Raw genomic sequence first — 25,925 nt, 5'->3', positions numbered from 1 at the left:
CCTTCTATCGGTTCTGCGTCGTGCGTACCGCAGCCGTGACCCTCCCTGTGCGGGAGTGCCACGGCTCGGTGAGCTGCGGTTTCGGCGCCCGGGCAGCCGGGCGCCGAGGGCTACTTGGCGGGTGCGACAGCCGCGGCGAGCTTGGACAGCGGCTCGGCGAGCGAGTTGACCGCGTCGGAGAACGCCTTGCGCTCCTTCTCGGTGACCTTGTCGTACGAGACGAAGCCGTCGCCCTGCCGGTACTTGTCCAGCAGCGTCTGGATGTCGGCGAATTCGGTGTCCAGGGTCTTGGACAGCGCCGGGTCCTTCTCGGCGGCGACCGGCTTCAGCAGCTCGTACGCCTTGCGGGCGCCCGCCACGTTCGCGTCGAAGTCCGACAGGTCGGTGTGGCTGTAGCGGTCCTCCTCACCGGTGACCTTGCCGGTGGCGACCTCGTCCAGCAGCTCCTTGGCGCCGTTGGCCATGCTGGTCGGCGTGATGTCGGCGGTGCCGACCCGCTTCTGCCAGTCCTTGAGGTCGGCCACCAGCGCGTCGGCGAGGGTGCTGTCCTCGGGGGTCAGCTTGCCGTCGGCCCACAGCGCCTTCTCCAGCCGGTGCCAGCCGGTCCACTTCTGGCCGTCCTCCAGACCGTCCTCGCGGGTGTCGGTCTTCGGGTCGATGTCACCGAAGCTCTCGGCGACCGGCTCGGTGCGCTCCCAGCCGACCCGCGACGGGGCGAAGGCGGCCTTGGCCGCGGCCACGTCACCGGCCTTGATCGCGTCGGCGAACTTCTGCACCAGCGGGATCGTCAGGTCGGCCTGCTCCTGCGCGTACTTGCGGTACGAGGCGACGGCCTCGTCGAGCCGCGGGTCACCGGGCTTGGGCGCGTTGGCGCCGGTCACGGTGATCTTCTGCCGGATGCCGTCGCCTTTCATGCCCGGCTTGCAGGCCACCTCGTACGTGCCCGCCTTGATCTGCGCGGTGATGGTGGCGCTGGTGCCGGGGCCGATGTTCTCCCGCTCGGTGACGATGCGGTCGCCCGGCGCGTAGACGTAGACCTCGGTGACCTTGGAGCCCTTGTTGTGCACGTCCAGGCTGACGGAACCGGCGGGGAACTCCGTGCGCGAGACCTTGCAGGAGCTGTCGGCCGCGTCCACCCGTATCGCGCCGTCGGACGAGGCGTCGTTCTTCTTCGCGCAGCCGGTGACGGCGGCCGTGCCGAGGACGACCAGGGAGAGCAGGGCGACAGCGGAGGCTCTGGGCACGGCAGGCATGGGTCAACAACTCCACGGGCGGGAAAGGGGCGAAGACGACGACGGGTGCGCAGGCAGGTAAAAACACACGGTTTGCCTTAGGCAAGGCAAACCTTAGTGAAAAGCCTGTGACGTGTCCATGTGATCAGCGTCGCTCCCCGACAGGCCGACAGGCCGACAGGCCGACAGGCCGGCGGACCGACTGACCGACTGACCGACCGGCGGGCCGACCTGGCCGACGGGCCGGCCGACCGATCCGGGCCCGGTCCTCCACGGCTCAGGCCCGGTATTCGGTCAGGTCGATCGCGTGCACCCGCACCGGGCGGCCGGACACCGGGTGGGTCGTCGTGCGGTCCGGGACCATGCCGAGCTTGCGCATCACGTTCTCGGAGGCGTCGTTGCCGAGCTGTGCGATGCTGATCACGCGGTCGAGGCCGCGGTCCTGGAGGGCGAACTCCAAGGTGGCGTGAGCGGCCTCCGACGCGTAACCCTGCCCCCAGAACTGGCGGCCGAGCCGCCAGCCGATCTCCACCGCGGGCAGTACCTCGGGCAGGAACGTGGGCACGGACAGCCCCGTGAACCCGGCCAGTTCGCCCGAGGCGAGGAGTTCGACGGCGAAGAGGCCGAAGCCCTCGTCGTCCCACTCCTCCTCCCACCGCTCGATGGACTCCGCGGTCTGCTCCAGGTCGCGGGGCAGCCCGTCGCCGATGTAGCGCATGACCTCCGGGTCGGCGTTGATCTCGGCCATCGGCGCGATGTCGTCCTCGCGCCAGCGGCGCAGGACCAGGCGGGGCGTGCGGATCTCGGTCATGGCCCCATCCTGTCGAAGTCCGCGGCCGGGTCACAATCGGCTTCCCCGGCGGACACGGCCGCGGCGCCCGCAGGGCTCAGGGCACCACCTGGATCTTCCGGCCCTTGCCGGCCTTGAACCGCTCGAGCGCCGACGCGTAGTCGACCAGCGGCAGCCGGTCGCTGATGAAGACCTCCGGGTCGAGCACCCCGCCCGCGAACAGCTCGGCGGCCCGCTCGTAGCTGTGCAGGACGGCCATCGAGCCGGTGATCGTGATCTCCTGGTTGTAGATGCGGTACGGCTCGATCGTCGCGCGCGCGGCGTAGTCGGCCACGCCGAACTGGAGGAAGGTGCCGCCCTTGCCGACCCGGTCCAGCGCGTCCTGGATGGCCTGCGCGTTGCCGGTCGCGTCGATCACGACGTCCCAGCCGCGCGGGCGGGCGATCTCGTCCGCGTTGGTCGCCACCTGCGAGCAGCCCAGCGCCGTGGCCGTGGTCAGCCGCTCCTCGTTGATGTCGACGACGTCGACGGTCGCGGCGCCGGTCCGCTTGGCCAGCTCCAGCATCATCAGGCCCATGGTGCCGGAGCCGTAGATCAGTACGTGGCTGGCCAGTTGGCTGCGCAGGATGTCGTAGCCGCGTACGGCGCAGGACAGCGGTTCGATGAGCGCCGCGTCCACCGTCCGTATGTGCTCGGGGAGTTTGACGCAGTTGGCGACCGGGGCGACGGCGAATTCGGCGGCGCCGCCGGGGACGGTCACGCCGATCGCGGCCCACCGCTCGCACAGATTGCTCCGCCCGATCCGGCAGTAGTGGCACTCGTGGCAGTACAGCGACGGGTCGACCGCCACCTGGTCGCCCACGGCCAGCTCGCGGACCTCGGAGCCCACGGCGACGATCTCACCGGCGAATTCGTGCCCCGGCACGATCGGCAGGGTCGGGGCGAACTCGCCCTGGAGGATGTGCAGATCGGTGCCGCACAGACCGCAGGCCGCGACCTGGACCACGACGTCCCGGGGGCCGGGCGCCGGGTCGTCGACGGTCTCGATGCCGACGACACCGGGGGAGCTGATGACGGCTGCTTTCACTTGACGGCTCCAAGAGAGAGGCCCTGGACGAGCTTGTCCTGGGCGGCGAATCCGGCGGCCAGTACCGGCAGGGATATACAGACGGCGGCGGCGCACACCTTGGCGAGGAACAGGCCCTGGCTGGTGACGAATCCGGTGAGGAACACCGGCGCGGTACCGGCCACCACACCGGTCAGCACCCGCGCGAAGAGCAGTTCGTTCCAACTGAAGATGAACGAGATCAGCGCGGTCGCGGCGATCCCCGGGGTGACGACCGGGGCGATGATCCGTACCAGGATGGTCGGCAGGCCCGCGCCGTCGATCGAGGCGGCCTCCAGGATCTCCACCGGGACCTCGGCGAGGAACGAGCGCATCATCCACACCGCGATCGGCAGATTCATCGAGGTGTAGAGCAGGATCAGCAGCCAGATGTTGTCCAGCAGACCGGCGTTCTTCGCGATCAGATAGACCGGCAGCAGGCCCGCGACGGCGGGCAGCATCTTGGTCGACAGGAAGAAGAACATCACGTCGGTCCACTTGCGCACCGGCTTGATCGACAGCGCGTAGGCCGCGGGGAAGGACAGCACCAGTACGAGGGCGGTGGAAACCGCCGCCGCTGTCAGGGAGTTGACCAGCGGCGGCCACGGGCTGACGCCGGTGCCGGAGCCGAAGAACTCCCGGTAGCCGTGGAGCGTCAGCGACGCCCCGAGCTTCGGCGGGTTGGTCGCCGCGTCCTGCTCGCTGTGGAAGGAGGTGAGCACCATCCACGCGAAGGGCAGGAAGAAGACGATCCCGCACAGCCAGGCCAGCAGGCCGAGCAGTGAGCGGTTGCGCCGCTCCTTGCGGGCGGCGGGCGCCGTACGGCGGCGGGCGGTGGTCACGGAGACGGTAGTCATCACCGGGTCTCCTCTCGGAACAGCGACGAGACGGTGCGCAGCGCGAAGGTGGCCACGATGATCGACAGGATGACCACGATGACGCCCGCGGCGGACGCCTGCCCGTAGTCGTGCGCCTGGTAGAAGGTCGTGTAGACGGTGTAGGGGAGGTTGGCGGTGCCGAGACCGCCGGAGGTGATGGTGAACACGGCGTCGAAGTTCTGCACCACGTACACCGACCCGAGCAGGGCCGCCAGTTCGAGATAGCGGCGCAGGTACGGGAAGGTCAGATAGCGGAAGATCTGCCAGGTGCCCGCGCCGTCCACCCGCGCCGCCTCGGCGATGTCCATCGGCCGGCTCTGGAGCCCGGCGAGCAGGATCAGCATCATGAACGGCGTCCACTGCCACACCAGCGACGCCTCGACGGCCAGCAGCGGGTGGGTGGACAGCCAGTCCGGCTGCGGCGCGTTGTCGCTGCCGAACAGCTTCCACAGCCAGTTGAGCGAGCCGTTGATCAGGCCGTACGACGCGTTGTACAGCGCGTGCTTCCACAGCAGCGCGGACGCCACCGGTACCACCAGGAACGGCGTGATGAGCATGGTGCGCACGATGCCCCGGCCGAGGAACTTCCGGTCGAGCAGCAGCGCGAGGCCGAGGCCGAGCAGCAGGCTGACCAGGACCACGGAGACGGTCAGCACGACCGTGGTGGTCAGGGCGTGGCGCAGTTGCGGGTCGGTGAACTCTTCCTTGTAGTTCTGGAGGCCGGCGAAACCGCGGTCACCGGGGTCGAGGGCGTTCCACCGCATGAACGAGATCACCAGGGTGCCGACGAACGGCAGTTGGGTGACCACGATCATGAAGACCAGGGCCGGCAGCAGCGGAGCCCGCCGGACCCAGGCGCCGGGGGACCGGCGCGCGGCGGGCGGCGCAGGCTCTTGCTCGGTCTGCGGCGCGCGGATGCGTCTGGTGAGGGATGGGGTGCTCATGGTGTCAGTCGTCTCTCTCCGCTTCACGCCCCGGGCCCGCCGCCCGGCCCCGTCGTGCGGGGGGCCGGGGGCGGCCGGGACCGTCGGGTGGGGCGGTGGCGGTCAGTTGCCCGCGTACTTGTCGGCGACCTTCTCTGCGAGCTTCTGGCTCGCGGACAAGGCGCTCTTCACGCTGGTCTGGCCCGCGATGGCGGAGCTGATCTGCTGCGAGACCTGGGTGCCCAGATCGGTGAACTCGGGGATGCCGACGAACTGGATGCCGGGCGCGGGCCGCGGCTGGATGCCCGGGTTCGTCGGGTTGGCCGCCTCGAGCGCGGTCTCGGTGGCCTTGGCGAACGCCGAGGCGGAGGCGACGTAGTCCGGATTCTGGTACGTGGAGGTGCGCTTGCCGGCCGGGACCCGCGACCAGCCCAGTTGCTTGCCGACCAGTTCCTCGTAGCCCTTGCCCGACGCCCACGAGATGAACTTCCAGGCGTCGTCCTGGTGCTTGCTGGCCTTCTGCAGGCCCCAGGCCCAGGTGTAGAGCCAGCCGGAGCTCTTGGTCTGGTCGACCGGAGCGGGCGCGTAGCCGAGCTTGCCCGCGACCGGTGAGTCCTTGGCCTCCAGCGAACCGGCCGCCGACGTCGCGTCGTACCACATGGCGACCTTGCCCTGCTCCAGGTCGTTGAGGCACTCGGTGAACCCGGCCTGCGGGGCTCCGGCCTCACCGTGGGCGCGCACCAGGTCCACGTAGAACTGCGTCGCCTTGGTGAAGGCGGGGCTGTTGACCTGGGCCTTCCAGTCCTTGTCGAACCAGGTGCCGCCCATGGTGTTGACCACGGTCGTCAGCGGGGCGATGACCTCGCCCCAGCCGGGCTGGCCGCGCAGGCAGATGCCCTTCATGCCGGACCGCGCGCCGTCGACCTTCGCGGCGAGGTCCGCGACCTGCGCCCAGGTCGGGTTGGCGGGCATCGTCAGGTTCTTCGCCGCGAAGACGTCCTTGCGGTACATCAGGAACGACGACTCGCCGTAGAAGGGCTCGGCGTAGATGTCGTTCTTGTACGTCAGCGACTGCTGGAGCGCGGGCAGGATGTCGCTCTGCGCGAAGGCCGTGTCGGACTTGGTGTGCGCGGTGAGCGGGGCGAGCCAGCCGTTCTTGGCGTAGATCGGCGTCTCGTAGTTGCTGATGGTCGCGACGTCGTACTGGCCGGCCTGGCTGGAGAAGTCCTGGGTGATCTTGTCCCGGACGTCGTTCTCGGGCAGCACCGTGAAATTGACCTTGATACCGGTGGACTTGGTGAAGTTGGCGGCGGTGAGCTTTTGAAGGTCCTCCATCTGCGGGTTGTTGACCATCAGTACGTTGATGGAGTGACCGCCGGAGCTTCCGCCGGAGCCGCCGGCGCCGGAACAGGCCGCGAGCAGGGTGCCGCAGACGGCGAGGGCGAGCGGGGGCAGAAGGCGGGGAAGACTTCTCGTTCTCGGTGTCATGATTCGTCCCTTTCATGACCGGGGATGAGGGTGGGTGGAGCGGAGTCGTGGTGCGGGAGGGCAGGGGGTAGCCCGGATCGGCGTACTGGGGAGATGCGGAAGGCGGGGGGGAGCGCCGGGACTGCGGGGGGGCCTGCGGGGATCTCGGAGATCGCGGGGGAGGTGGGGGGAGGGGAAAGGGGGAGCGGCGCGGGGCGGGCCCGCGGGTCAGACTCTGAAGACGCGGGGTCCCAGAAGTGCGTAGCGGTGCGCCTCGGCGCTGGACAGACCGGTGTCGGTGACGATCGCCTCGAAGTCGCCGACCTGGGCGAAGCGGCAGAAGCTGCTCGCGCCGAATTTGCTGTGGTGGCCCATGAAGATCCGGCGCCGGGAGACCTCCAGCGCCTTGGCCTTGACGTCGGCGACCACGGGATCCGGTGTGGTCAGGCCGAGTTCGCGGGAGATGCCGTTCGACCCGACGAAGGCCAGGTCGATGACGAAGCCCGCGAGCATGTCGCAGGCCCAGGAGCCGACGGTGGCCAGCGTCCGGGCCCGGACACGGCCACCGAGCAGCAGCACAGTGGTGTTGGCGGAGTCCGCGACGGCCGCCGCGGTGGTCAACGACGCGGTGACCACCGTCAGCGGCCGGTCGCTGGGCAGCAGCGCGGCGAGCAGTTGAGGGGTGTAGCCCTCGTCCACGAAGACGGTCTCGGCCTCGCCGAGCAGCTTGACCGCCTCGGCCGCGATCCGTCGCTTGTCGGCGACATGCAGCGTCACCCGCTGGGCGAGGTCGGTCTCGAACCCCGCGCCCTCGACGGGATAGGCGCCGCCGTACGTCCTGCGGACCAGACCGCGGCTCTCCAGTACGCCCAGATCGCGGCGGATGGTCTCCGGCGCCACCTTGAGATCGGCGGCCATCACGGTGACCTCGACCTGACCCTGGTGGCGCGCGAGCGCGAGGATCCGATGTTGGCGTTCTTGTGCTCTCACGGTCACCACCTGTCTCTTCGCCGGTCCGGGCAAGGCGTGCCCGGTTTTGCCCGTGGAAGAGTTATACCAACGCCACTTTGACAGGGACCGGCCCAGAACGGACAACAAACTGCCCGGTGTTGCCCGGACCGGTCGGCAAGAGTGCCAGTTCAGAGGGTGTGTTGGCGATCAGGTGGTGTGGTGGTTGGCCATACGGCCCGTGGAAGTGCCCGTTTCGGACGACGGGCAGGCAACGGGCGGCCCGCGGGGCACGCGGCGTGCGCCGGACGTGCGAGCGGCGGGCGGCCGACAGGTGGACCGCGGGCGGGCGGCGGCGCCCGGGACGGATCAGACGAGCGTGAGGACGCGCGGGCCCTGCTCGGTGATCGCGACGGTGTGCTCGATGTGCGCGGCGCGGCTCCCGTCGACCGTGCGCAGCGTCCAGCCGTCCGGGTCCGTACGGTATTCGTCGCGCCCGCCGGACATCAGCATCGGCTCGATCGCGAGGACGAGCCCGTGGCGGAGCGGGAAGCCGCGCCCCGGCCGCCCGCGGTTGGGCACGTGCGGATCCTCGTGCATCTGGCGGCCGATGCCGTGGCCGCCGAAGTCGGTGGGCATGCCGCAGCGCGCCGTGCGCGCCACCGCGCCGACCGCGTGCGAGATGTCGCCGAGGCGGTGGCCGACGACGGCCGCCGCGATGCCCGCGTCCAGGGCGCGCTGGGTGGCGGCGATCAGCTCCACGTCCTCCGGCCGGGGCGTGCCCACGATGAAGCTGACCGCGGCGTCGCCCGCCCAGCCGTCGAGCACCGCGCCGCAGTCGATGCTCACCAGGTCGCCGTCGCGCAGCCGGTAGTCGGTGGGGATGCCGTGCACGAGCGCGTCGTTCACCGACGCGCAGATCACCGCGGGGAAGGGGGAGGGGGCGAAGGACGGCTGGTAGCCGAGGAAGGGGGACGTGGCGCCCGCCTTGTCCAGGACGGCGTGGGCCGCCGCGTCCAGGTCCCGAAGCGATACGCCGACGGCCGCCGCCTCCCGTGCGGCGGCGAGCGCCTGCGCCACGACGCGCCCCGCCTCGCGCATCGCGTCGAGCGCCGCGTCGGTCTTGATCTCCACCATGTGCTGTGACTCCTCGTCGTGCGGGCGGCCGGACTCCTTCCGGCCGCGGCCTCGCCCAATACTTATACCGGTATTAGTATCACGGGCATGGTGAGAACACCCCTGACCCCCGAGGAGCGCGCCCGCGGCGAACGCTTCGGCGCACTGCTCCGCGACGCCCGCGGCGACCGCAGCATGGTGGACGTGGCGGCGGCGGCCGGGGTCTCCGCGGAGACCCTGCGCAAGATCGAGACCGGCCGGGCCCCGACCCCGGCCTTCTTCACCGTGGTCGCCCTGGCGGCGGCGCTCGGCCTGTCCCTGGACGTGCTGGCCACGGCCTGCGCCCCGGAGGAGATCGGGGAGGCGGTGCGGGCACTGTCGGCGTGAGGGCGCGGGAGGTGCTGTGGGCGGGCGGTACGACGGGAGCCGGCCGGTCGTACGGCCTCAGGTACGGCGGGCGCGCCGCTCGCCGTGCCGAGCGGACACGCCCGGCGCCGTGGGGACCCGGCCGGACCGTGGCGCGACGGCCGTCAGGCCGGGGCCTCGGTGGGATCGGCCGGCGCCGTGGCCGCCGCTTGCGCCGCGTGCGCGAGCAGTTCGTCCACGGACCACTGGTCGTACGCGTGCTCGCCGTACTTCGCCGCGACGATCCGGCCGTCCGGGGCGATCAGGAAGTCGGCGGGCAGACCGAGGCTGCCGCCGGTCGGCACTACCGGGGCCATACGGTTGCGGCGCCGGACCGCGCCCCACATCGAGCTGCCGACCGCGCGCGCGATGGCCGGCCAGACCCGCGGATCGGCCACCGCGCGGATCGAGGTCTCGACCCCGAACTCGCGGTAGAGCGTCTTGTCCGGGTCGCCCACCACGGCGAACGGCAACTCGGCCTCGTACTTGAGCAGTTCCTCGTCGGGGGCGTGGAAGACCACGACCTCGTGGATTCCGGCGGCCCTGATCTCGTCGGCCCGCCGGACGAAGGAGCGCAGGTGCAGATTGCAGACCGGGCATCCCGCGAACCGCCGGAATTGCAGGTGCACCGGATATCCGGCCTCGGGAACGGCGACGGTCTCCCCGGTCATCGTGGTCAGGACGTGTGACGGGGCTAAATCCCCCGCGGTGAAGGTCGTTTCGGTCTTCCGCACCGGCTTGGCTCCTGTCGGTAAAGCGTCGAGAGGCATCGGGAGGCGTCGGGAGGCGTCGGGAGGCGTCGATTCGGCGGAGGCGCCGCGAAGGTACGGCAGCGCTGTCGCGGACGGGCGCGATGAGTGGCGACGCTGCCGCTGTCGAGAATAGTCGGCCGAGCGGCGGCGCGTCCGGCCGAACGCTGGGGCCGATTGTCAGCCGAGATATTTGACGATGCCTGACACTATCTGAATCATCCCCTCCGACCTTTCGTGCCCGATACGGACGTTCAACGCGCCTTTCCTGGGCGCCATTCGGGAGAATTCCGGAGGAACCGTCAATCAGGTCTAGACCCTTGACGCACCATTGGATTCAGCAGTTGAATCGACGCGTGCCCGATACCGCTTGTGCACGGAAGATCGGCGTGAAGGCGCGTGTCAAGGGACTGTGCGCGCCGGACCCCACCGCAAGTCAGCGTAATTCGAGCGGAATTCACCGGGCTGGCCGCGCGCGCCCCGCGCGGCCCACCACGGAACACTGAGTTCATCTGTTGAACAGGCCAACAGCATGAACCCCCACACTCAGTCCACCGATACGCCCGGCGGTCCCGCCGCGCGTCGCCGTTCGGAGTCATCCATGGCAGTGTCACGTCGCAAGTTCGTGAGCGTCACCGCGGCCGGTACGTCCGCCGCCGCCCTCGGCGCCCTGGGCCTGGCCGCGAGAGCCTCGGCGTCCGCCGTCTCCCCGTCCGCGTCGGCCGCCCCCGCCGCGAGCGGGCCGGGAGACGTGGTCGGGAAGGTCACGGTCGGCTATCAGGGCTGGTTCGCCTGCATCGGCGACGGCGCCCCGATCAACGCCTGGTGGCACTGGAGCCCCAACTCCAGCCAGCCCCCGTCGCCGTCCAACACCGGCATCGTCGCCTGGCCCGACATGCGCGACTACACCAAGACGTACCAGACCGCCTACGCGAATCTCGGCAACGGCCAGCCCGCCACGCTCTTCTCGTCCTACGACCAGCAGACCGTGGACACCCACTTCCAGTGGATGCAGCAGAACAACATCGACACCGCCGCGCTCCAGCGCTTCAACCCCGTCGGCGGCGAAGGTCCGACACGCGACGCGATGGCCACCAAGGTGCGCAGCGCGGCGGAGTCGCACAGCCGGAAGTTCTACATCATGTACGACGTCACCGACTGGACCAACATGCAGTCGGAGATCAAGACCGACTGGACCAACAAGATGAAGGCCCACACGGCCTCGTCCGCCTACGCGACGCAGAACGGCAAGCCGGTCGTCTGCATCTGGGGCTTCGGCTTCAACGACGACAAACGCCCGTGGGCGCCCGCGCCCTGCCTGGACGTCGTCAACTGGTTCAAGTCCCAGGGCTGTTACGTCATCGGCGGCGTACCCACCTGGTGGCGGACCGGCGACCGCGACTCCCGCGCCGGATTCAGCGACGTCTACCACGCGTTCAACATGATCTCGCCGTGGATGGTCGGCCGGATCGGCAACGTCTCGGACGCCGACAACTTCTACAACGTGGCGACCGTCCCCGACCTCGCCGAATGCGCCGCCCACGGCATCGACTACCAGCCGTGCGTCCTGCCCGGCGCCGTCACACTCCGCCAGCGCGCGCACGGCGACTTCATGTGGCGGCAGTTCTACAACATGTGCCGGGCCGGGGTGCAGGGCATCTACATCTCGATGTTCGACGAGTACAACGAGGGCAACCAGATCGCCAAGACCGCCGAGTCCCAGGCTTTCGTGCCGACCAACTCCGGGTTCCTGGCGCTGGACGAGGACGGCACGGCCTGCTCGTCGGACTACTACCTGCGGCTGACCGGCGACGGCGGCAAGATGCTCAAGGGCCAGATCGCCCTCACCGCGACCCGCCCCACCCAGCCGACGACCACCACACCGGGCGGCGGCACCGGTACCGTGATCAGCCTGCGCGCCCGCGTGAACAACGACTACGTGACCGCCGAGAACGCCGGAGCCGCGGCCCTCATCGCCAACAGGACCGCCATCGGCGCCTGGGAGCAGTTCGACATGACCGACGCGGGCGGCGGCAACATCGCGCTGCGCGCCCACGCCAACAACCGCTACGTCAGCGCGGGTTCCGGCAATCTCATCGCCGACTCCACCACCGTCGGCGCCGCCCAGACCTTCACCCTCGTCCACAACTCCGACGGCAGCGTCAGCCTCCGCGCCCAGGCCACCAACCAGTACGTGACCGCCGAGAACGCGGGCGCCGCGCCGCTGGTCGCCAACCGGGCCGCCATCGGCGCCTGGGAGAAATTCGACCTGATCACCGGCTAGGCCCTAGCGGCAGCGGCTCGCGCACCTGGCGCCTTTCTGCCCGGCACCGCCTTCCCCGGGCAGGGAGGCGCCCCGCCATGTCCGGGCCCAGGCGGCCCGCGCGGGCGGACGGTCCGATTCCGCCCGCCGCGGCGGCGGAGTCCGGCCGACCCGTCGGGAAACCCTCCCGGCGTGGCGCGCGAAACAGGGTGGCCGATCGCCGGAGCAGGTGATCTGATGGACGTCGGGGACTGCCGACGCGGGGGCGCGGCGGCACCGAAGAGCCGGTCGAGGACAGGGGCGGGTCGATGTCGCAGGGGGATCCTGCCGGAGCGGTGCCGGAGTTGGAACCGCGGTCGGGCGCGGGGACCGACGAAGAGCACAAGAGCCAGTTGCTCGTACGGGAAGCGCTCTCGGTCATCGGCGCGGTCGTCCAGACGCTGATGGGACTCGTCGCCGACCTCCAGGCGTGGTGCGCGGTCCTGGAGCGCCGGGCGAATGAGGCGGTCGGCATCGACGCCCCGCCGCGGCGCAGGGAACTGGCCGACCACCAGGACCGGTTGGTCGCCGCGGAGTCCCTGCTGGCCAGAGCCCGCAGGGAACGAGAGGCGGCGGAGGAGCTGGCCGTCGGCGTCCGGCGGTCGGCCGTGGAGCAGGGCCGGGCCCGTACGCGACCTGGCCCGTCCCGCACCCCGGTCGTGGACGACGGTCCCGGCTCCGGGGCCGACGAGGGTTCCCGGGTGGGCGCCGCGATCGCCCGGCTGCGGGAATTCGACCTCGCGCTGGAGAGCGCCGACGAACAGCTCGAGGCGTACGACGCCCGGGCGGCCGCCGTACGCGTACTCGTGGAGCCCGGCCCCGAACCGGGTCCGGCCGACGACACCGCCGACGCCGTGACCGGATCGGCCGCGACGCCGAAGACGGCGGACGGCCACGCGGACGGCTACTCGAAGGACGACCGGGAGGCGGACGAGGCGGACCCGCCGGAGGACCGGAAGCCGCCGGCCCCGGTCTGGACGACCTGGTGCACCGTCCTGACCGGCTGCGGCCTGCTGCTCGCGGCCATACTGGCCGGCACCAGCTTCACCTACGCGCGCTGGGAGCACCCGGGCGCCGAGGCCGTGACCTGGTACGCGATCGGTGACCTGCTCGCCCTGTGCGTCGTCGTCTTCGTCGGCCTGATGGTGCTCGGCACCCTCGTGGAGCGCTACGAGCTGTCCACCCTGGGGGAGACCTCACTCGTCCTGGCGATCCTGCTGGTGGTGCCCGTGCTCGGGGTGGGGATGTGGCACCCCGAGGCGTTCGGCCATATGGGCATGTGGGGACGGTCGTTGGCGCGCTCGCTGGTGTGAGGCGCAGGCGAGCGCGTCGCGGGCCGCCGTGACGGTCAGTCGGTGCCGAGCGCTGAACGCAGCACGGTGACCGCCTGGTTGATCGCACCCTCCGCGGCCTGCGTGCCGCGCAGCGCGTTGAGCATCACGAAGTCGTGGATGATCGCGGGGTAGCGGGTCGCGGTGACGGCGACACCCGCCTGCCGGAGCTTGTCGGCGTACGCCTCGCCCTCGTCGCGCAGCACATCGGCCTCACCGGTGACGACCAGCGCGGGCGGCAGCCCGGTGAGCTGTTCCGTGGTGGCGCGCAGCGGGGACGCGGTGATCTCGGCGCGCTGCGCGGGGTCCTTCGTGTACTGGTCCCAGAACCACTGCATGCCGTCGCGGCGCAAGAAGTAACCGGTCGCGAACCGGTGGTACGAATCGGTGTCGAAGCTCGCGTCGGTGACCGGGTAGAACAGCACCTGCTGGACGAGCGGCACATCACCGCGCTCCTTGGCCATCAAGGTCAGCGCGGCGGCCATGTTGCCGCCGACCGAGTCCCCGGCGACCGCGATGCGGCTCGCGTCCAGACCCTTGGCCGCGCCGTCGGTGACGACCCAGCGGGCGACGGCGTAGTTCTGCTCGATCGCGACCGGGTAGCGGGCCTCGGGGGACAGGTCGTACTCGGGGAAGACCACCGCCGCGCCGACACCGTCCGCCAGTTCGCGCACCAGCCGGTCGTGGGTGTGGGCGTTGCCGAACACCCAGCCCGCGCCGTGGATGTAGAGGATCACCGGCAGCGCTCCGACGGCGCCCTTGGGACGGACGACGCGCACCCGTACGGACTCGGTCGGACCGTCCTCGACGGTCACCCACTCCTCGTCCACCTCGGGCGCGTCGATCTCGCCGGACTGCACCTCGTCGACCGCCTTGCGGCCCGCCACGGGGCCGAGGTCGAACAGATACGGCGGGTTGGCCGTGGCGGCGGCGAATTCCGCGGCGGCCGGTTCCAGGACGGGTGCTGCGGGAGTGGACTCGGACATGACGGGGGCTCCTCGTGGGACGGAAGGGGAGGGACGGACGGTGTGGGCGTCGGCTCCGGGTGCGCTCCGGGCCGGCGTGTCGTGGTGGATCGTGCTCGGCCGTGCCCTGTCGTGCTCGGCAAGGCGAGCCGGCCACACCCCAGAAGACTAGGACACGATTAGCTCGTGTACAAGCTAATCGTGCGCGTTGAAATTGCCTCATGGTGAAGCTAGGCTGATCGGTCGACCCCGTCACCCGTCCCCGAGGAGGGCCGCCCCGCATGGACAGCACGGAAGCCGCCGACGCCGAGCCCGCGTTCACCCTGCTCCTGGACGACCAGCTCTGCTTCGCGCTGTACGCGGCCTCCCGTGCGGTCACCAGCCGCTACCGTCCGCTGCTGGACGAGCTCGGCCTCACCTATCCGCAGTACCTGGTGCTGCTGGTGCTCTGGCAGCACGGCGACGTCCCGATCAAGGACGTCGGCGCCGCCCTGCAACTCGACTACGGCACCCTCACCCCGCTGATCAAGCGGCTGGAGGCGGCCGGTCTGGTCCGCCGCGAGCGCAGCGCCGAGGACGAGCGCACCGTCCGCGTCATCCTCACCGAGCGGGGCGACGCGCTGCGCGACCGGGCCCGCGACGTACCCCCCGCGATAGGCGCGGCGATGGGCCTGTCGCCCCGGGAGACCGAGGCCGCCATGACTCTGTTGCGCCGTCTCGCGGACAACGTCTCGGCCGACCTCGCCCGCCGGTCGTAGACTTCGCGCCCGCACTCGGAAGGCTCCGAAACATTCGGTATTTCATCCCCTTGGGGATGATCTCGCGGGTGGGCGGTTTTGTGGGTCAACCAATTCCTCCGGCTATTGATGCGCGTCTGCCTGCGGAAACGACTGGTGCCGTACGCCTGACTGGTGGCGAAGCTTTCGTAGTCGGTGCCGAAAGTGTTGACACGTGACGTGCTCCGCTCAACACTGTCGCGGCAGACGGTCCTCACGAGACGAGGAGGAAGCACGCACATGAACGACGCACCCGCACCCGCACCCGACATGAGCCGCAGACGGCGCCCGTTAGGGCTGCTCAGCCGTTTCCGGCTGCTCATCAGCGGCGCCTGCGCGATAGCGCTGGTCGGCGTGGCCGCGCTCATCCTGCCCGGCACCGCCAACGCCGACACGATCATCACGTCGAACCAGACCGGCACCAACAACGGCTACTACTACTCGTTCTGGACCGACGGCGGCGGATCCGTCTCCATGACCCTGGGCTCCGGCGGCAACTACAGCACCTCGTGGAGCAATGCCGGCAACTTCGTCGCAGGCAAGGGCTGGGCCACCGGCGGACGCCGGAGCGTCGCCTACTCGGGCAGCTTCAACCCCTCGGGCAACGCCTACCTGTCGCTGTACGGATGGACGACGAATCCGCTGGTCGAGTACTACGTCGTCGACAACTACGGCACCTACCGGCCGACCGGCACGTACAAGGGCACGGTCACCAGCGACGGCGGCACGTACGACATCTACGAGACGACACGGGTTAACGCCCCGTCGATCGAGGGCACCCGGACCTTCAACCAGTACTGGAGCGTCCGGCAGTCGAAGCGGACCGGCGGCACCATCACCACGGGCAACCACTTCGACGCGTGGGCCAGCCATGGGATGAGCCTCGGCAGCTTCAACTACATGATCCTCGCCACCGAGGGCTACCAGAGCAGCGGCAACTCCAACATCACGCTGGGAAGCACCGGCGGCACCAACGGAGGGTCGACCACGGGTGGTTCGACCACCGGCGGGTCCACCGCCGGGGGCTCCACCGGAGGCGGGGGCAGTTGCACGGCCGCGCTGTCCGCCGGTGAGCAGTGGAGCGACCGCTACAACCTCAACGTCTCGGTCTCGGGCTCCAGTTCGTGGACGGTGACGATGAACGTTCCCGCGCCGGAGAAGATCATCGCGACGTGGAACATCAACGCCACGTATCCCAGTGCCCAGGTCTTGACCGCCAAGCCGAACGGCAGCGGCAACAACTGGGGTGTGACGATCCAGACCAACGGCGCCTGGACGTGGCCGACGGTCTCGTGCAGTCCGAGCTGACGCCGTACGCCGGTACGCGCGTTGCCCGTACGCCCGTATCCCCGGACCGCGTTGCCCGGTATCGCGTTTCCCGGCACCGCTTGTACCGGTACCGCGTGGCCCCGTCATCCCCCCACGGAGTTCGCAACGCCACCACAAGGAGGCCCCCCACATGCGAACCAGACCGCACATGTCATTACGTTCCCTGATCACGGGACTTGCCGTCGCCGCCACGGCGGTGGCGAGCGTCGTCACCTTCACCGTCGACGCCACCCCGTCGCACGCCGCCACCTGCAACGGGTACGTCGGACTCACCTTCGACGACGGTCCGTCCAACGACCACACCCCGAGCGTCCTCAACGCCCTTCGGCAGAACGGCCTGCGGGCCACGATGTTCAACGAGGGACAGTTCGCCGCGTCCTATCCGTCCCAGGTCCAGGCCGAGATCAACGCGGGGATGTGGGTCGGCAACCACAGCTACACCCACCCCCACCTGATCCAGGAGAGCCAGGCCCAGATCGACTCGGAGGTCTCCAGGACCCAGCAGGCCATCGCGGCGGCGGGCGGCGGCACACCGAAACTGTTCCGTCCGCCGTACGGCGAGACCAACGCGACCTTGCAGTCGGTCGAGGCCAAGTACGGTCTGACCCAGATCATCTGGGACGTCGACTCGCAGGACTGGAACGGCGCGAGCACCGACGCGATCGTGCAGGCCAACGCCCGGCTCACCAACGGCCAGATCATCCTCATGCACGAGTGGCCCGCGAACACGCTCGCCGCGATCCCGCGGATCGCGCAGGGCCTGGCGAGCCGCGGCCTGTGCGCGGGCATGATCTCGCCGCAGACCGGCCGCGCCGTCGCCCCCGACAGCGGCGGTACGAGCGGCGGCGGGACCGGCGGCACGACCGGAGGCACCACCGGGGGCGGTGGCGGGGGCAGTTGCACCGCGACCCTCTCCGCCGGTCAGCAGTGGAGCGACCGGTACAACCTGAACGTGGCGGTGTCCGGGTCGAGTTCGTGGACGGTGACGATGAACGTTCCCGCGCCGGAGAAGATCATCGCGACGTGGAACATCAACGCCACGTATCCCAGTGCCCAGGTCTTGACCGCCAAGCCGAACGGCAGCGGCAACAACTGGGGTGTGACGATCCAGACCAACGGCGCCTGGACGTGGCCGACGGTGTCGTGCAGTCCGAGCTGACCTGAGCCAGCCCGCGACGAGCGGCGCCGGACCGCGCTGAAGCGCGGGCTCACGCGACCGGGGCGCGGCGGCCGACGGCCGTCGCGCCACCGGCGTTGTCAGTGGTGTGGTGCACGATCGGGGACGTCGGACATTCCACACTGGACGCGGGGCTGATCCAGGGCAGAAGGGGAGGGCGTCGCCATGACGATCACCAACCAGCAGGTCAAGGAACGGGCGTTCCTCGAGGTGCTGTACGAGGACGAGTATTTTCCCGACCACGTCCTCGACAAGGGGAAGGCCATCCTGCTGGACCTGTGCGAGCGGATCGAGGCGGAGCGGCCCGCGGACCTGAAGGCGCTGTACGCGCTGACGGCGGTCGCGACGGAGCGGTTCAACGCTCTGGAGGCGGAGTTCGACGCCGCGGGCAGCGAGATCGAGACCGTCGCACGGGAGGAGATAGGCGGGGACATTTGGTTTGTGGCGACGGCCTACGGCTTCGAGGACGCGGACGTCGAGGAACTGATCGCCGCCCGCGAGTGGTGACGGCCCGAGTGGCACCGCCGCCCGCCGCCCGGTGACACCCGCCGATAACCGGTGGCACCCGCCGACGACCGGTGACGGCCGCGGGCCGCGCGGCTCAGGCCGCCGCGCCGCCGTCCACCCGCAGGACGGTGCCCGTCACGTAGGACGCGCGGTCGCTGAGCAGCCAGGCGGCGGCCTCCGCGATCTCGGCGGGGTCGGCGGCCCGGCGCAGCGGGGTGTGCGCCGTGATCCGGTCGAGCAGACCGGGGGACTCCGCCGCCCAGGCGTGGATCATCTCGGTCAGTGTGCCGCCGGGAGCGATGGCGTTGACGCGGATGCCCTCGGGACCGTACGTGACGGCGGCCGACTCGGTGAGGCTGTTGACCGCCCGCTTCATCGCGCCGTAGGCGGGCAGTTCGGGGTTGCCCCGCAGGCTGCCGACGCTGGAGTTGTTGACGATTGCGCCGGTCCCCGCGGTGGCCCGGATCGCGGCGACCTCGGCGGCCATCGCGAGCCACGGACCCCGGAGGTTCACGGCGTAGAGGCGGTCGAAGTCGGCTTCCGGTACCTGGTCCAGCGGGCCGGGTGACGCGTTCGTGGCGCCGTTGTTGAAGGCGACGTCGAGGCGGCCGAACCGCTCCACCGTACGGTCGACCGCCGCGCGTACGCTCGCCGCGTCGGCCAGGTCGCACACCACGTGGTCGGCGGTGCCGCCCGCCGCCCCGACCTGCTCGGTCACGGCCTTGAGCTGCGCCTCGGTACGGGCCGCGAGCATGACGCGGGCGCCCTCGCGGGCGAAGAGCAGGGCCGCGGCGGCGCCGATGCCGCGACCCGCGCCGGTGATGAGGGCGACCTTGTCCGCCAGCAGCCCGGTGGCGGCGCCGGTCGCGGTGGTGTCGGTGGTGGGTGTGTCGACGTTGGGTGTGGTGTTCATGGCATCGAGCGTGCGCCGGACTGCCGGGCGCAGCCAGGCACCGGCTGTACCTGGCTGCGCCCGGCGGCACACGAGCACACTGGAGAGGTGGACAGACGAGAACTGGCCGACTTCCTGCGCAGCAGACGCGAGCGGATCACCCCTGCCGAGGTGGGGCTGCCCGCCGGGACCCGGCGCCGCACGCCGGGGCTGCGCCGCGAGGAGGCGGCCCAGCTCGCCTTCATCTCGACCGAGTACTACACGCGGCTCGAACAGGCCCGCGGCCCTCGCCCGTCCCGCGAGGTCCTGGCGGGGCTGGCCCGTGCGCTGCGGCTGACGGACGTCGAGCGCGACCATCTCCACCACCTCGCGGGCGCCCCGCCGGGACCGCCCGCAGGACCCTCGCGCGAGGTGCGCCAGAGCATCCTCGACCTGCTGGAACGCCTGCCGCAGGCCGCGGCGACCGTGATGTCCGCGATCGGAGAGGTCATCGCCTGGAACGACCTGGCGGCGGCGCTCATGGAGGACTTCTCCACCCTGTCGCGCCGCGACCGCAACTTCGTCCGCCGCGCCTTCCTCGGACCGCACCGGCAGGGCCAGCGGCTGTACGGGGTGTCGGACGTGGACCGTTTCGCGAGCAACGCCGCCCAGCGGCTGCGTACCGTCGCCGCCCGCTACCCCGACGACCCCGAGGTGACGGAGCTGGTGGCCGAGCTGCGGGCCGGGAGCGCGGAATTCCGCGAGCTGTGGGCCTCCCACGACGTGCGCAGCGAGCCCACCCTCCGTAAAACCTTCCAGCACCCGCTGGTCGGGCCGGTCACCGTCAACTGCGACGTCCTGGACATCGCCGACCGGGACCAGCAGGTCGTGATCTACACCGCGACGCCCGGCTCGCCGTCCGAGGAGGCGCTGCGGCTGCTGTCCGTCATCGGCACCCAGCGCATGGACGTGACCGGCTGAAGCCACCGCCCGGCCGGGTGCGGGCCGGCGTGTCAGCCGAGCGGGTGCTCCTCAGCGGCCGATGCGGGGGTGTCACCCGCCGGGAGGTGGGACGCGGCCCACGAGGCGAGGAAGCGCAGGCCCTCGTGGGTACGGCTGCCCGGCTCCGCGGTCCAGACGATGAGCTGCTGGTCGGGGTCGGTACTCGCGGTCAGGGTGTCCCAGTCCAGGCTGAGCTCCCCGGCGACGGGATGGCGCAGGGCCTTGGTGCCCACGCTGAGCGTGGCGACCTGATGGGTGGCCCACCACTGGCGGAACTGCTCGTCCTGCACGGACAGTTCACCGACCAGTTCGACGAGCCCCGGGTCGTCGGGGTACTTGGCGGCCTCCATCCGCAGCTGCGACACGCAGGTGCGCGCCACTTTCTCCCAGTCCGCGTAGAGCGATTTCATCGACGGATCGGTGAAGATGATCCGCACGTAATTCCGGTGCTTTTCCGGGATGGCCGAGAAATCGGTGATGAGTGCCGAGGCGAGCGAATTCCACGCGATGATATCCATGCAACGGCCCATGACAATGGCGGGTGTCGCACCGAGGTCGTCCAGAAGCCGTCGCAATTGCGGTTGGACTTTCTGCCGGGTGCGGCGGCGCGGTCGCACGAGTGTCTTCCCGGCCAGCCCGAAGAGGTAGTCGCGCTGGTCGTCGTCCAGTCGCAGCACCCGGGCCAGGGCGGCCAGCACGGACACCGAGGCATGGATACGGCCCTGCTCCAGGCGGGTGTAGTAGTCGGTGCTGATCGCGGCGAGCTGCGCCACTTCCTCCCGGCGCAGCCCGGGTACCCGCCGGGGTGTACCGGGGTCCGGCAGCCCCACGGTGCGCGGGCCGAGCTCGGCCCGCCGGGCCTTCAGGAACTCGCCCAGCTCATTCATGTGCGCGTCGCCGGTCATGCCAGCCATTGTCGCACCGGCGGCCCGCCGCGTGCGGGGGAGAGTTTCCTCCCCGGATGTTCTCCTCCCGTGACTCGCCGCTCCCTTTTCGTGTTCCCGTGAGATATGTGATCACGGCCGTCGAACGGCCGCGGCGGTGAGACGGCCGATCACCGGGCGCCGAAGGCCCACTCCCCGGCCGACCGGGCCGCGCTGATCAACTCCCGCCTTCACCGCTCTCGCCGTCACCGCTCCCGTTCTCTCCGCTCACGCCCCCCGCTGATCGACTTCGAGCGCCGTGCGACGGCGCGGCCCGCTGACGACGACTGTCGACGTTTGTTTCTGTTTTCTTCGTTCGCCATATTGACCAAGAACTGAACATGACAACACACTGAACGCCATCCCCCCACGGTGAAGGGTTCAGTCATGTTACGAACATGGAGATTTGCCCCGTTGTGGGTCATGGGGCTGCTCATCGCACTGCTGACCGTCGGCGTCGCCCCCGCGAACGCGGCCACCACCACGATCACGGTGGACGGGACACAGGGCGGCCGGACCTTCGACGGCATCGGCGCGATCAGCGGCGGAGGCGGCAACTCCCGGCTGCTGACCGACTACCCGGCCGCGCAACAGGCGCAGATCCTCGACTACCTGTTCAAGCCCGGCTACGGCGCGAACCTGCAACTGCTGAAACTGGAGATCGGCGGCGACGCCAACTCCACCGACGGCTCGGAACCGTCGATCGAACACGTCAAAGGCCAGATCAACTGCGACGCCGGATACGAATTCTGGCTCGCGGAACAGGCCAGGGCCCGCAATCCGAACATCGGTCTCTACGGCCTCGCCTGGGCCGCGCCCGGCTGGATCAACGGCGGCTTCTGGTCCACCGACACGATCAACTACCTGATCTCCTGGCTCGGCTGCGCCAAGCAGCACGGCCTGACGATCAAGTACCTGGGCGGCTGGAACGAGCGCGGGCACGACGTCAACTGGTACGTCCAACTGCGAGCGGCGCTGAACGCCGCCGGATACTCCGGTGTGCAACTCGTCGCCGACGACAGCGGCTGGGGCGTGGCCGACGACATGGCGAACAACGCCGCGTTCAACAACGCCGTCTCGATCATCGGCACGCACTACTCCTGCGCGGGCGGCGACGGCGGCAGCGCCGACACGTGCAGCAGCACCACCGCCGCGCAGAACAACGGCAAGCCGCTGTGGGACAGCGAGAACGGCTCGCAGGACATGAACACCGGAGCACCCGCCCTGATCAGGGCCATCACCCGCGGCTACACCGACGCCAAGATGGTCAGCTACTTCAACTGGCCGCTGCTCGCCGCGATCTACCCCAATCTGCCGTACAACACGGTGGGCCTGGCTACCGCCAACTCGCCCTGGTCGGGGAACTACACCATCGGCGCCAGCACCTGGGCCACCGCCCAGGTCACCCAATTCACCCAGCCCGGCTGGAAGTTCATCGACTCCGCCTCCGGCTACCTCGGCGGCGCCGAGTCAAACGGCACCTACGTGACGATCAAGTCGAACACCACCTCCGACTACTCCACCGTGCTGGAGACCACGACCGCCACCGCCGCGCAGACCGTGAACCTCCACGTCCAGGGCGGCCTGTCCACCGGGACCGTGCACGTCTGGGCCACCCAGGTGAACGCGCCGACCGCGGCCACCTCCTTCGTCCACACGCAGGACATCACCCCTTCGGGCGGCTCGTACTCCCTGACGCTGCAACCCGGTTACGTCTACACGGTCACCACGACCACCGGCCAGGGCAAGGGCACCGCCACCGGCCCGGCGGCGCACGCGCTGCCGCTGCCGTACTCCGACACCTTCGACGCCGTCGCCACCAACACCGAGGCCCGGTATCTCTCCGACATGCAGGGCTCCTTCGAGGCGCGGCCCTGCGCCGGCGGACGGACGGGGCAGTGCGTGCAGCAGGTGACACCGGTCAAGCCGATCGAATGGCAGGAGGACTCCGACGCGTTCACCCTCGTCGGCGACACGACCTGGTCGAATTACACGGCTGGAGTCGACGTCAACCTCCAACAGGCGGGCACCGTGACCCTGTTGGGCCGGGCGGGTACCCAGTCGCGGCCCCAGAGCCACCAGGCCGCCTACCAGTTGCGGCTCTCCAACACCGGAGCCTGGTCGATCGCGAAGAGCACCAGCTCGGGCAACCTCAGCACGCTGACGTCCGGCAGCCACGCCGCGCTCGCGCTCAACACCTGGCACACCGTGTCGATCGGCTTCTCCGGCGACCAGATCACCGCGACCCTCGACGGCGCCACCCTGGGCACCGTCAACGACGGCTCGTACGCCAGCGGCCAGGTCGGTTTCGGTGTCGTCGGCTACCAGACCGACCAGTTCGACAACCTCGCGATCACCCCGAAGGCCGCGGGCAACGTCAGCGGCTTCCTCAAGGACCGGCACTCCGGGATCTGCGCCGACGTGCCCGCCCGCGGTCAGGCCAACGGCACCGTGGTCACCCTGTGGGACTGCAACGGGGACACCAACCAGACCTGGACCGCCACCCCCGCCAAGCAGCTCATGGTCTACGGCACCAAATGCCTGGAGGCGGCGGGCGGCGGCACCGCGGACGGCACGGCCGTCGACATCTCCGACTGCACCGGCGCAACAGGTCAGCAGTGGAACGTCAACGCGGACGGCAGCGTCGTCAACGTCGGCTCGGGCAAGTGCCTCGACGTGACCGGCGCCGGCACCGCGAACAGCACCCCGCTCGAACTGTGGACCTGCAACAACGGGGCCAACCAGAAGTGGGACCGCGGCGCCGTCGCGGCCTCCCTCACCGGCCAGGACTCCGGCCGCTGCGTGGACGTGCCCGCCGCGAGCCAGGCCGACGGCACGAAACCCGCGCTGTGGGACTGCAACCGCGGCAATCAGCAGACCTGGACGTCCACCGCCACCAACCAGTTGACCGTCTACGACACCAAGTGCCTGGGCGCCATCGGCCACGCCACCGCGGACGGCACCGGCCTGGAGATCAACGCGTGCGACGGCAGCGCCGCCCAGCAGTGGCGGGTCCGCTCCGACGGCACGGTCGTCAACGTGGCTTCCGGCACCTGCCTGGACGCCGTCGGTACGGGTACGGCCAACAGCACGCCGTTGGACATCTGGACCTGCAACAACGGCGGCAACCAGAAGTGGGCGCGCAACTGAGCGATGCCGGAGGCCGGTTCTCGCAGGTCCGCCGCGCGTGAGGCCGTCCCCGCGTCCGACACCCGGACGCCGGGACGGCCCCTTTTCGCCCCTGTTCGAGTGCCGTAGAGATCAACTGGACATGCCCACAAGGCGACTTGGCGTGAGTTTTGCCGATCGTTTGATTCCGCCTGCACCTACGCGCCGCGCTTGTCAGCACACTGTCAAGCACCACTGGTGCCACGCACCCCTCAGGGGCCACACACCCCTCCGGTCGCGCCGGTGACACCTGTACCGCGAGACCCGCGAGAAGGAGCAGCATGTCGGCAACAACGCGCATCACCGCCGTATCCGCCGTGGCCGCAGCAGTCCTGTCCGCCCTCGCGACCGCGCCCTCCGCGGTCGCCTCGGCCGACTCATCGGTCCGCCTCACCCCCATGGGCAGCCACCGCCTGATCGGCCCGAACAGCCGCATCGTGCACAGCACCAGTTCCAACTGGGCCGGTTACGCGGCCACCGGCTCCACCTTCACCAGCGTCTCCGCGAGCTGGGTCCAGCCGTCGGTCACCTGCACCGGCGCCACCACGTACTCCTCGTTCTGGATAGGTCTCGACGGCGACGGCAGCAACTCCGTGGAGCAGACCGGCACCGAGGCGGACTGCTCCGGCGGTCGCGCCGTGTACTCCTCGTGGTACGAGATGTACCCGGCCTATCCCGTGAACTACTCCAACGCGGTGAGCCCCGGCGACCACTTCACCTCGACGGTCTCCACCAACGGCAGCGGCTCGTTCACGCTCACCCTCAGCGACACCACCAAGAACTGGACGAAGACCACCAAGAAGACGCTCCAGGGCGCCTCCCTGGCCTCCGCGGAGATCATCGCCGAGGCGCCGTCCAGCTCCACCGGCGTCCTGCCGCTCGCGCACTTCAGCACCGCGTCCTTCACCAACGCCACCGCCAACGGCCAGGCGATCGGCACCTACGGCCCCGACAAGATCAACATGGCCTCCGGCAGCACCACCAAGGCGACCACCTCCGCGCTCTCCGGCGGCAACGCCTTCAGCGTCACCTGGAACCACAGCTAGGGCCTCCGGACGCCCACCGCGCAGGTGACCGCGCCGTACGGATTCCGGCACCGCGCACGGCTCCTCCGTCCGGATGACCTACCCACGTCAGCCGTACCGCGAGGTGCCCGACACGCCGCACGCCGGCGGGCCGGGCACCTCGCGGGTGGGATGGCGGGCGGCGGAACGGGCAGACGTAACCCTCATGACCACCTATGTTGTGACCGTCCCCGGCACCTTCCTCGACGCGCCGACCGCCGAGGCCCGCTCGACGCTCGTCCGGGCCCTGCGCCCCGTCGACCCGCAGAGCACGGACTTCGGCGAGGACGAGGAGCTGGACATCCTGACGATGTACGGCGACTCCAGCGCCTTCAGCGTGCGCGTCGCGGTCGACGCCGACAATCCGCCCGCCGCCGAGGGGGCCGCGCGCGACCTCGTCAACGACGCGCTCGGCGTCGCGGGCTTCACCGAGGAGACCGCCCGGCTCGGCGACCCCGTCATCACCGGCATCGACGCGGAGTGAACGGGCCCGCGGGCGCGGCGGGCCGGTCCCCGACGACGGTCCGCCGCCGCTGTCCGCGCGCCCGCGGAACTGAGTACGGGAACCCACGCGCCCGCCACCGCCCGGCGGGCATGATCGTGGGCATGACCCGAGCCCGACTCCGCAGAGTCGCCGTTGTCCTCCCGCCGTCGCTGACCGCCGTGGCGGCGCTCGCGCTGACCGGCTGCGGCACGCGGACCGTGGACAGCGCGGGGGCCGAAGCGCCGTCCGGGCGGCCCACCGCGGCCGTCACCTCCGCCTCGGCCTCGTCGCCCTCGGCTACGCCCCCGAGTCGGTCAGCGTCTCGGCCTACGGCTCCACCCATGCGGGCTTCGTCGTCGACCACACCCCGATCTGCCTCAAGGGCGCGCTGAACAGGGCCGTCACCGAGGTCG

General features: G+C 70.2%; 23 protein-coding genes. 11 read left to right on the top strand and 12 right to left on the bottom strand.

Annotated elements, in window-relative coordinates:
* Positions 1–110 precede the first annotated feature (110 nt).
* From efeO to map, 8 genes are all read right to left on the bottom strand, one after another.
* Positions 111–1,253: an iron uptake system protein EfeO gene (gene efeO, locus ABZX65_RS34200; RefSeq protein ID WP_355349227.1), complete on the bottom strand. Its 1,143-nt coding sequence runs from the start codon at positions 1,251–1,253 to the stop codon at positions 111–113.
* Between the two features lie 256 nt (positions 1,254–1,509).
* The gene (locus ABZX65_RS34195; RefSeq protein WP_355349224.1) at positions 1,510–2,043 is read right to left on the bottom strand and encodes a GNAT family N-acetyltransferase; all 534 of its coding nucleotides are present in this window, start codon (positions 2,041–2,043) and stop codon (positions 1,510–1,512) included.
* 76 nt (positions 2,044–2,119) lie between these two features.
* Positions 2,120–3,109 carry a zinc-dependent alcohol dehydrogenase family protein gene (locus tag ABZX65_RS34190; RefSeq protein WP_188284600.1) on the bottom strand — a complete coding sequence of 330 codons (990 nt, stop codon included), beginning with the start codon at positions 3,107–3,109 and terminating at the stop codon, positions 2,120–2,122.
* A complete protein-coding gene (locus ABZX65_RS34185) occupies positions 3,106–3,984 on the bottom strand; it encodes a carbohydrate ABC transporter permease (RefSeq protein WP_355349220.1) in 879 nt (292 codons plus the stop codon). Before ABZX65_RS34185 ends, ABZX65_RS34190 begins: the two co-directional genes overlap by 4 nt.
* On the bottom strand, positions 3,984–4,949 hold the full coding sequence (locus tag ABZX65_RS34180; protein ID WP_355349217.1) for a sugar ABC transporter permease: 966 nt from the start codon (positions 4,947–4,949) through the stop codon (positions 3,984–3,986). Before ABZX65_RS34180 ends, ABZX65_RS34185 begins: the two co-directional genes overlap by 1 nt.
* A gap of 102 nt (positions 4,950–5,051) precedes the next feature.
* Entirely contained in the window at positions 5,052–6,416 is a 1,365-nt protein-coding gene (locus ABZX65_RS34175; protein WP_355349214.1) for a sugar ABC transporter substrate-binding protein, read from the bottom strand.
* A 207-nt stretch (positions 6,417–6,623) separates the two neighbouring features.
* On the bottom strand, positions 6,624–7,385 hold the full coding sequence (locus ABZX65_RS34170; protein WP_188284604.1) for a DeoR/GlpR family DNA-binding transcription regulator: 762 nt from the start codon (positions 7,383–7,385) through the stop codon (positions 6,624–6,626).
* 327 nt (positions 7,386–7,712) lie between these two features.
* On the bottom strand, positions 7,713–8,480 hold the full coding sequence (gene map, locus ABZX65_RS34165; protein ID WP_355349210.1) for a type I methionyl aminopeptidase: 768 nt from the start codon (positions 8,478–8,480) through the stop codon (positions 7,713–7,715).
* Positions 8,481–8,567: 87 nt separating this feature from the next.
* On the opposite strand from map, the gene ABZX65_RS34160 reads away from it, so the two are divergent.
* The gene (locus ABZX65_RS34160; protein WP_355349207.1) at positions 8,568–8,846 is read left to right on the top strand and encodes a helix-turn-helix transcriptional regulator; all 279 of its coding nucleotides are present in this window, start codon (positions 8,568–8,570) and stop codon (positions 8,844–8,846) included.
* 143 nt (positions 8,847–8,989) lie between these two features.
* Here ABZX65_RS34160 and ABZX65_RS34155 read toward each other — a convergent pair whose 3' ends face one another.
* Positions 8,990–9,634: a peroxiredoxin-like family protein gene (locus tag ABZX65_RS34155; RefSeq protein ID WP_355349204.1), complete on the bottom strand. Its 645-nt coding sequence runs from the start codon at positions 9,632–9,634 to the stop codon at positions 8,990–8,992.
* Between the two features lie 580 nt (positions 9,635–10,214).
* On the opposite strand from ABZX65_RS34155, the gene ABZX65_RS34150 reads away from it, so the two are divergent.
* Positions 10,215–11,897, top strand: coding sequence for a xylosidase (locus ABZX65_RS34150; RefSeq protein WP_355349201.1), 1,683 nt, complete (start codon positions 10,215–10,217; stop codon positions 11,895–11,897).
* A gap of 287 nt (positions 11,898–12,184) precedes the next feature.
* Complete coding sequence (locus ABZX65_RS34145; RefSeq protein WP_355349198.1) at positions 12,185–13,228, top strand: hypothetical protein; 1,044 nt, start codon at positions 12,185–12,187, stop codon at positions 13,226–13,228.
* A gap of 35 nt (positions 13,229–13,263) precedes the next feature.
* Here the strand turns inward: ABZX65_RS34145 and ABZX65_RS34140 are convergent, their stop codons facing one another.
* Entirely contained in the window at positions 13,264–14,232 is a 969-nt protein-coding gene (locus tag ABZX65_RS34140; RefSeq protein WP_355349195.1) for an alpha/beta hydrolase, read from the bottom strand.
* 260 nt (positions 14,233–14,492) lie between these two features.
* Here ABZX65_RS34140 and ABZX65_RS34135 point away from each other — a divergent pair, with 260 nt between their 5' ends.
* The 4 genes from ABZX65_RS34135 (at position 14,493) to ABZX65_RS34120 (ending at position 18,000) form a co-directional block, all read left to right on the top strand.
* Complete coding sequence (locus ABZX65_RS34135; RefSeq protein WP_355349192.1) at positions 14,493–14,969, top strand: MarR family transcriptional regulator; 477 nt, start codon at positions 14,493–14,495, stop codon at positions 14,967–14,969.
* Positions 14,970–15,257: 288 nt separating this feature from the next.
* Complete coding sequence (locus ABZX65_RS34130) at positions 15,258–16,295, top strand: glycoside hydrolase family 11 protein (RefSeq protein WP_355349255.1); 1,038 nt, start codon at positions 15,258–15,260, stop codon at positions 16,293–16,295.
* Positions 16,296–16,464: 169 nt separating this feature from the next.
* Positions 16,465–17,475 (top strand): polysaccharide deacetylase family protein, encoded by a 1,011-nt coding sequence (locus ABZX65_RS34125; protein ID WP_355349189.1) that lies wholly within the window; start codon positions 16,465–16,467, stop codon positions 17,473–17,475.
* A gap of 183 nt (positions 17,476–17,658) precedes the next feature.
* Positions 17,659–18,000 (top strand): DUF5713 family protein, encoded by a 342-nt coding sequence (locus tag ABZX65_RS34120; RefSeq protein ID WP_355349186.1) that lies wholly within the window; start codon positions 17,659–17,661, stop codon positions 17,998–18,000.
* A 94-nt stretch (positions 18,001–18,094) separates the two neighbouring features.
* On the opposite strand, the gene ABZX65_RS34115 is transcribed toward ABZX65_RS34120, so the two are convergent.
* Positions 18,095–18,913, bottom strand: coding sequence for a glucose 1-dehydrogenase (locus ABZX65_RS34115; protein ID WP_355349183.1), 819 nt, complete (start codon positions 18,911–18,913; stop codon positions 18,095–18,097).
* An 87-nt stretch (positions 18,914–19,000) separates the two neighbouring features.
* On the opposite strand from ABZX65_RS34115, the gene ABZX65_RS34110 reads away from it, so the two are divergent.
* On the top strand, positions 19,001–19,852 hold the full coding sequence (locus ABZX65_RS34110; protein ID WP_355349180.1) for a helix-turn-helix transcriptional regulator: 852 nt from the start codon (positions 19,001–19,003) through the stop codon (positions 19,850–19,852).
* A 32-nt stretch (positions 19,853–19,884) separates the two neighbouring features.
* Here the strand turns inward: ABZX65_RS34110 and ABZX65_RS34105 are convergent, their stop codons facing one another.
* On the bottom strand, positions 19,885–20,778 hold the full coding sequence (locus tag ABZX65_RS34105; protein ID WP_355349177.1) for a helix-turn-helix transcriptional regulator: 894 nt from the start codon (positions 20,776–20,778) through the stop codon (positions 19,885–19,887).
* 441 nt (positions 20,779–21,219) lie between these two features.
* Here ABZX65_RS34105 and ABZX65_RS34100 point away from each other — a divergent pair, with 441 nt between their 5' ends.
* From ABZX65_RS34100 to ABZX65_RS34090, 3 genes are all read left to right on the top strand, one after another.
* Positions 21,220–23,946 (top strand): ricin-type beta-trefoil lectin domain protein, encoded by a 2,727-nt coding sequence (locus ABZX65_RS34100; RefSeq protein ID WP_355349174.1) that lies wholly within the window; start codon positions 21,220–21,222, stop codon positions 23,944–23,946.
* Between the two features lie 299 nt (positions 23,947–24,245).
* On the top strand, positions 24,246–25,010 hold the full coding sequence (locus ABZX65_RS34095; protein WP_355349171.1) for a G1 family glutamic endopeptidase: 765 nt from the start codon (positions 24,246–24,248) through the stop codon (positions 25,008–25,010).
* A 184-nt stretch (positions 25,011–25,194) separates the two neighbouring features.
* A complete protein-coding gene (locus ABZX65_RS34090) occupies positions 25,195–25,512 on the top strand; it encodes a hypothetical protein (protein WP_355349168.1) in 318 nt (105 codons plus the stop codon).
* The last annotated feature ends 413 nt before the right edge of the window (positions 25,513–25,925 follow it).

It is taken from the genome of Streptomyces sp. NPDC003300, from assembly GCF_040610915.1.
GTDB lineage: Bacteria > Actinomycetota > Actinomycetes > Streptomycetales > Streptomycetaceae > Actinacidiphila.
Note: the sequence above shows the minus strand (reverse complement) of the source record. Positions and strands in the feature narration are given on the sequence as shown.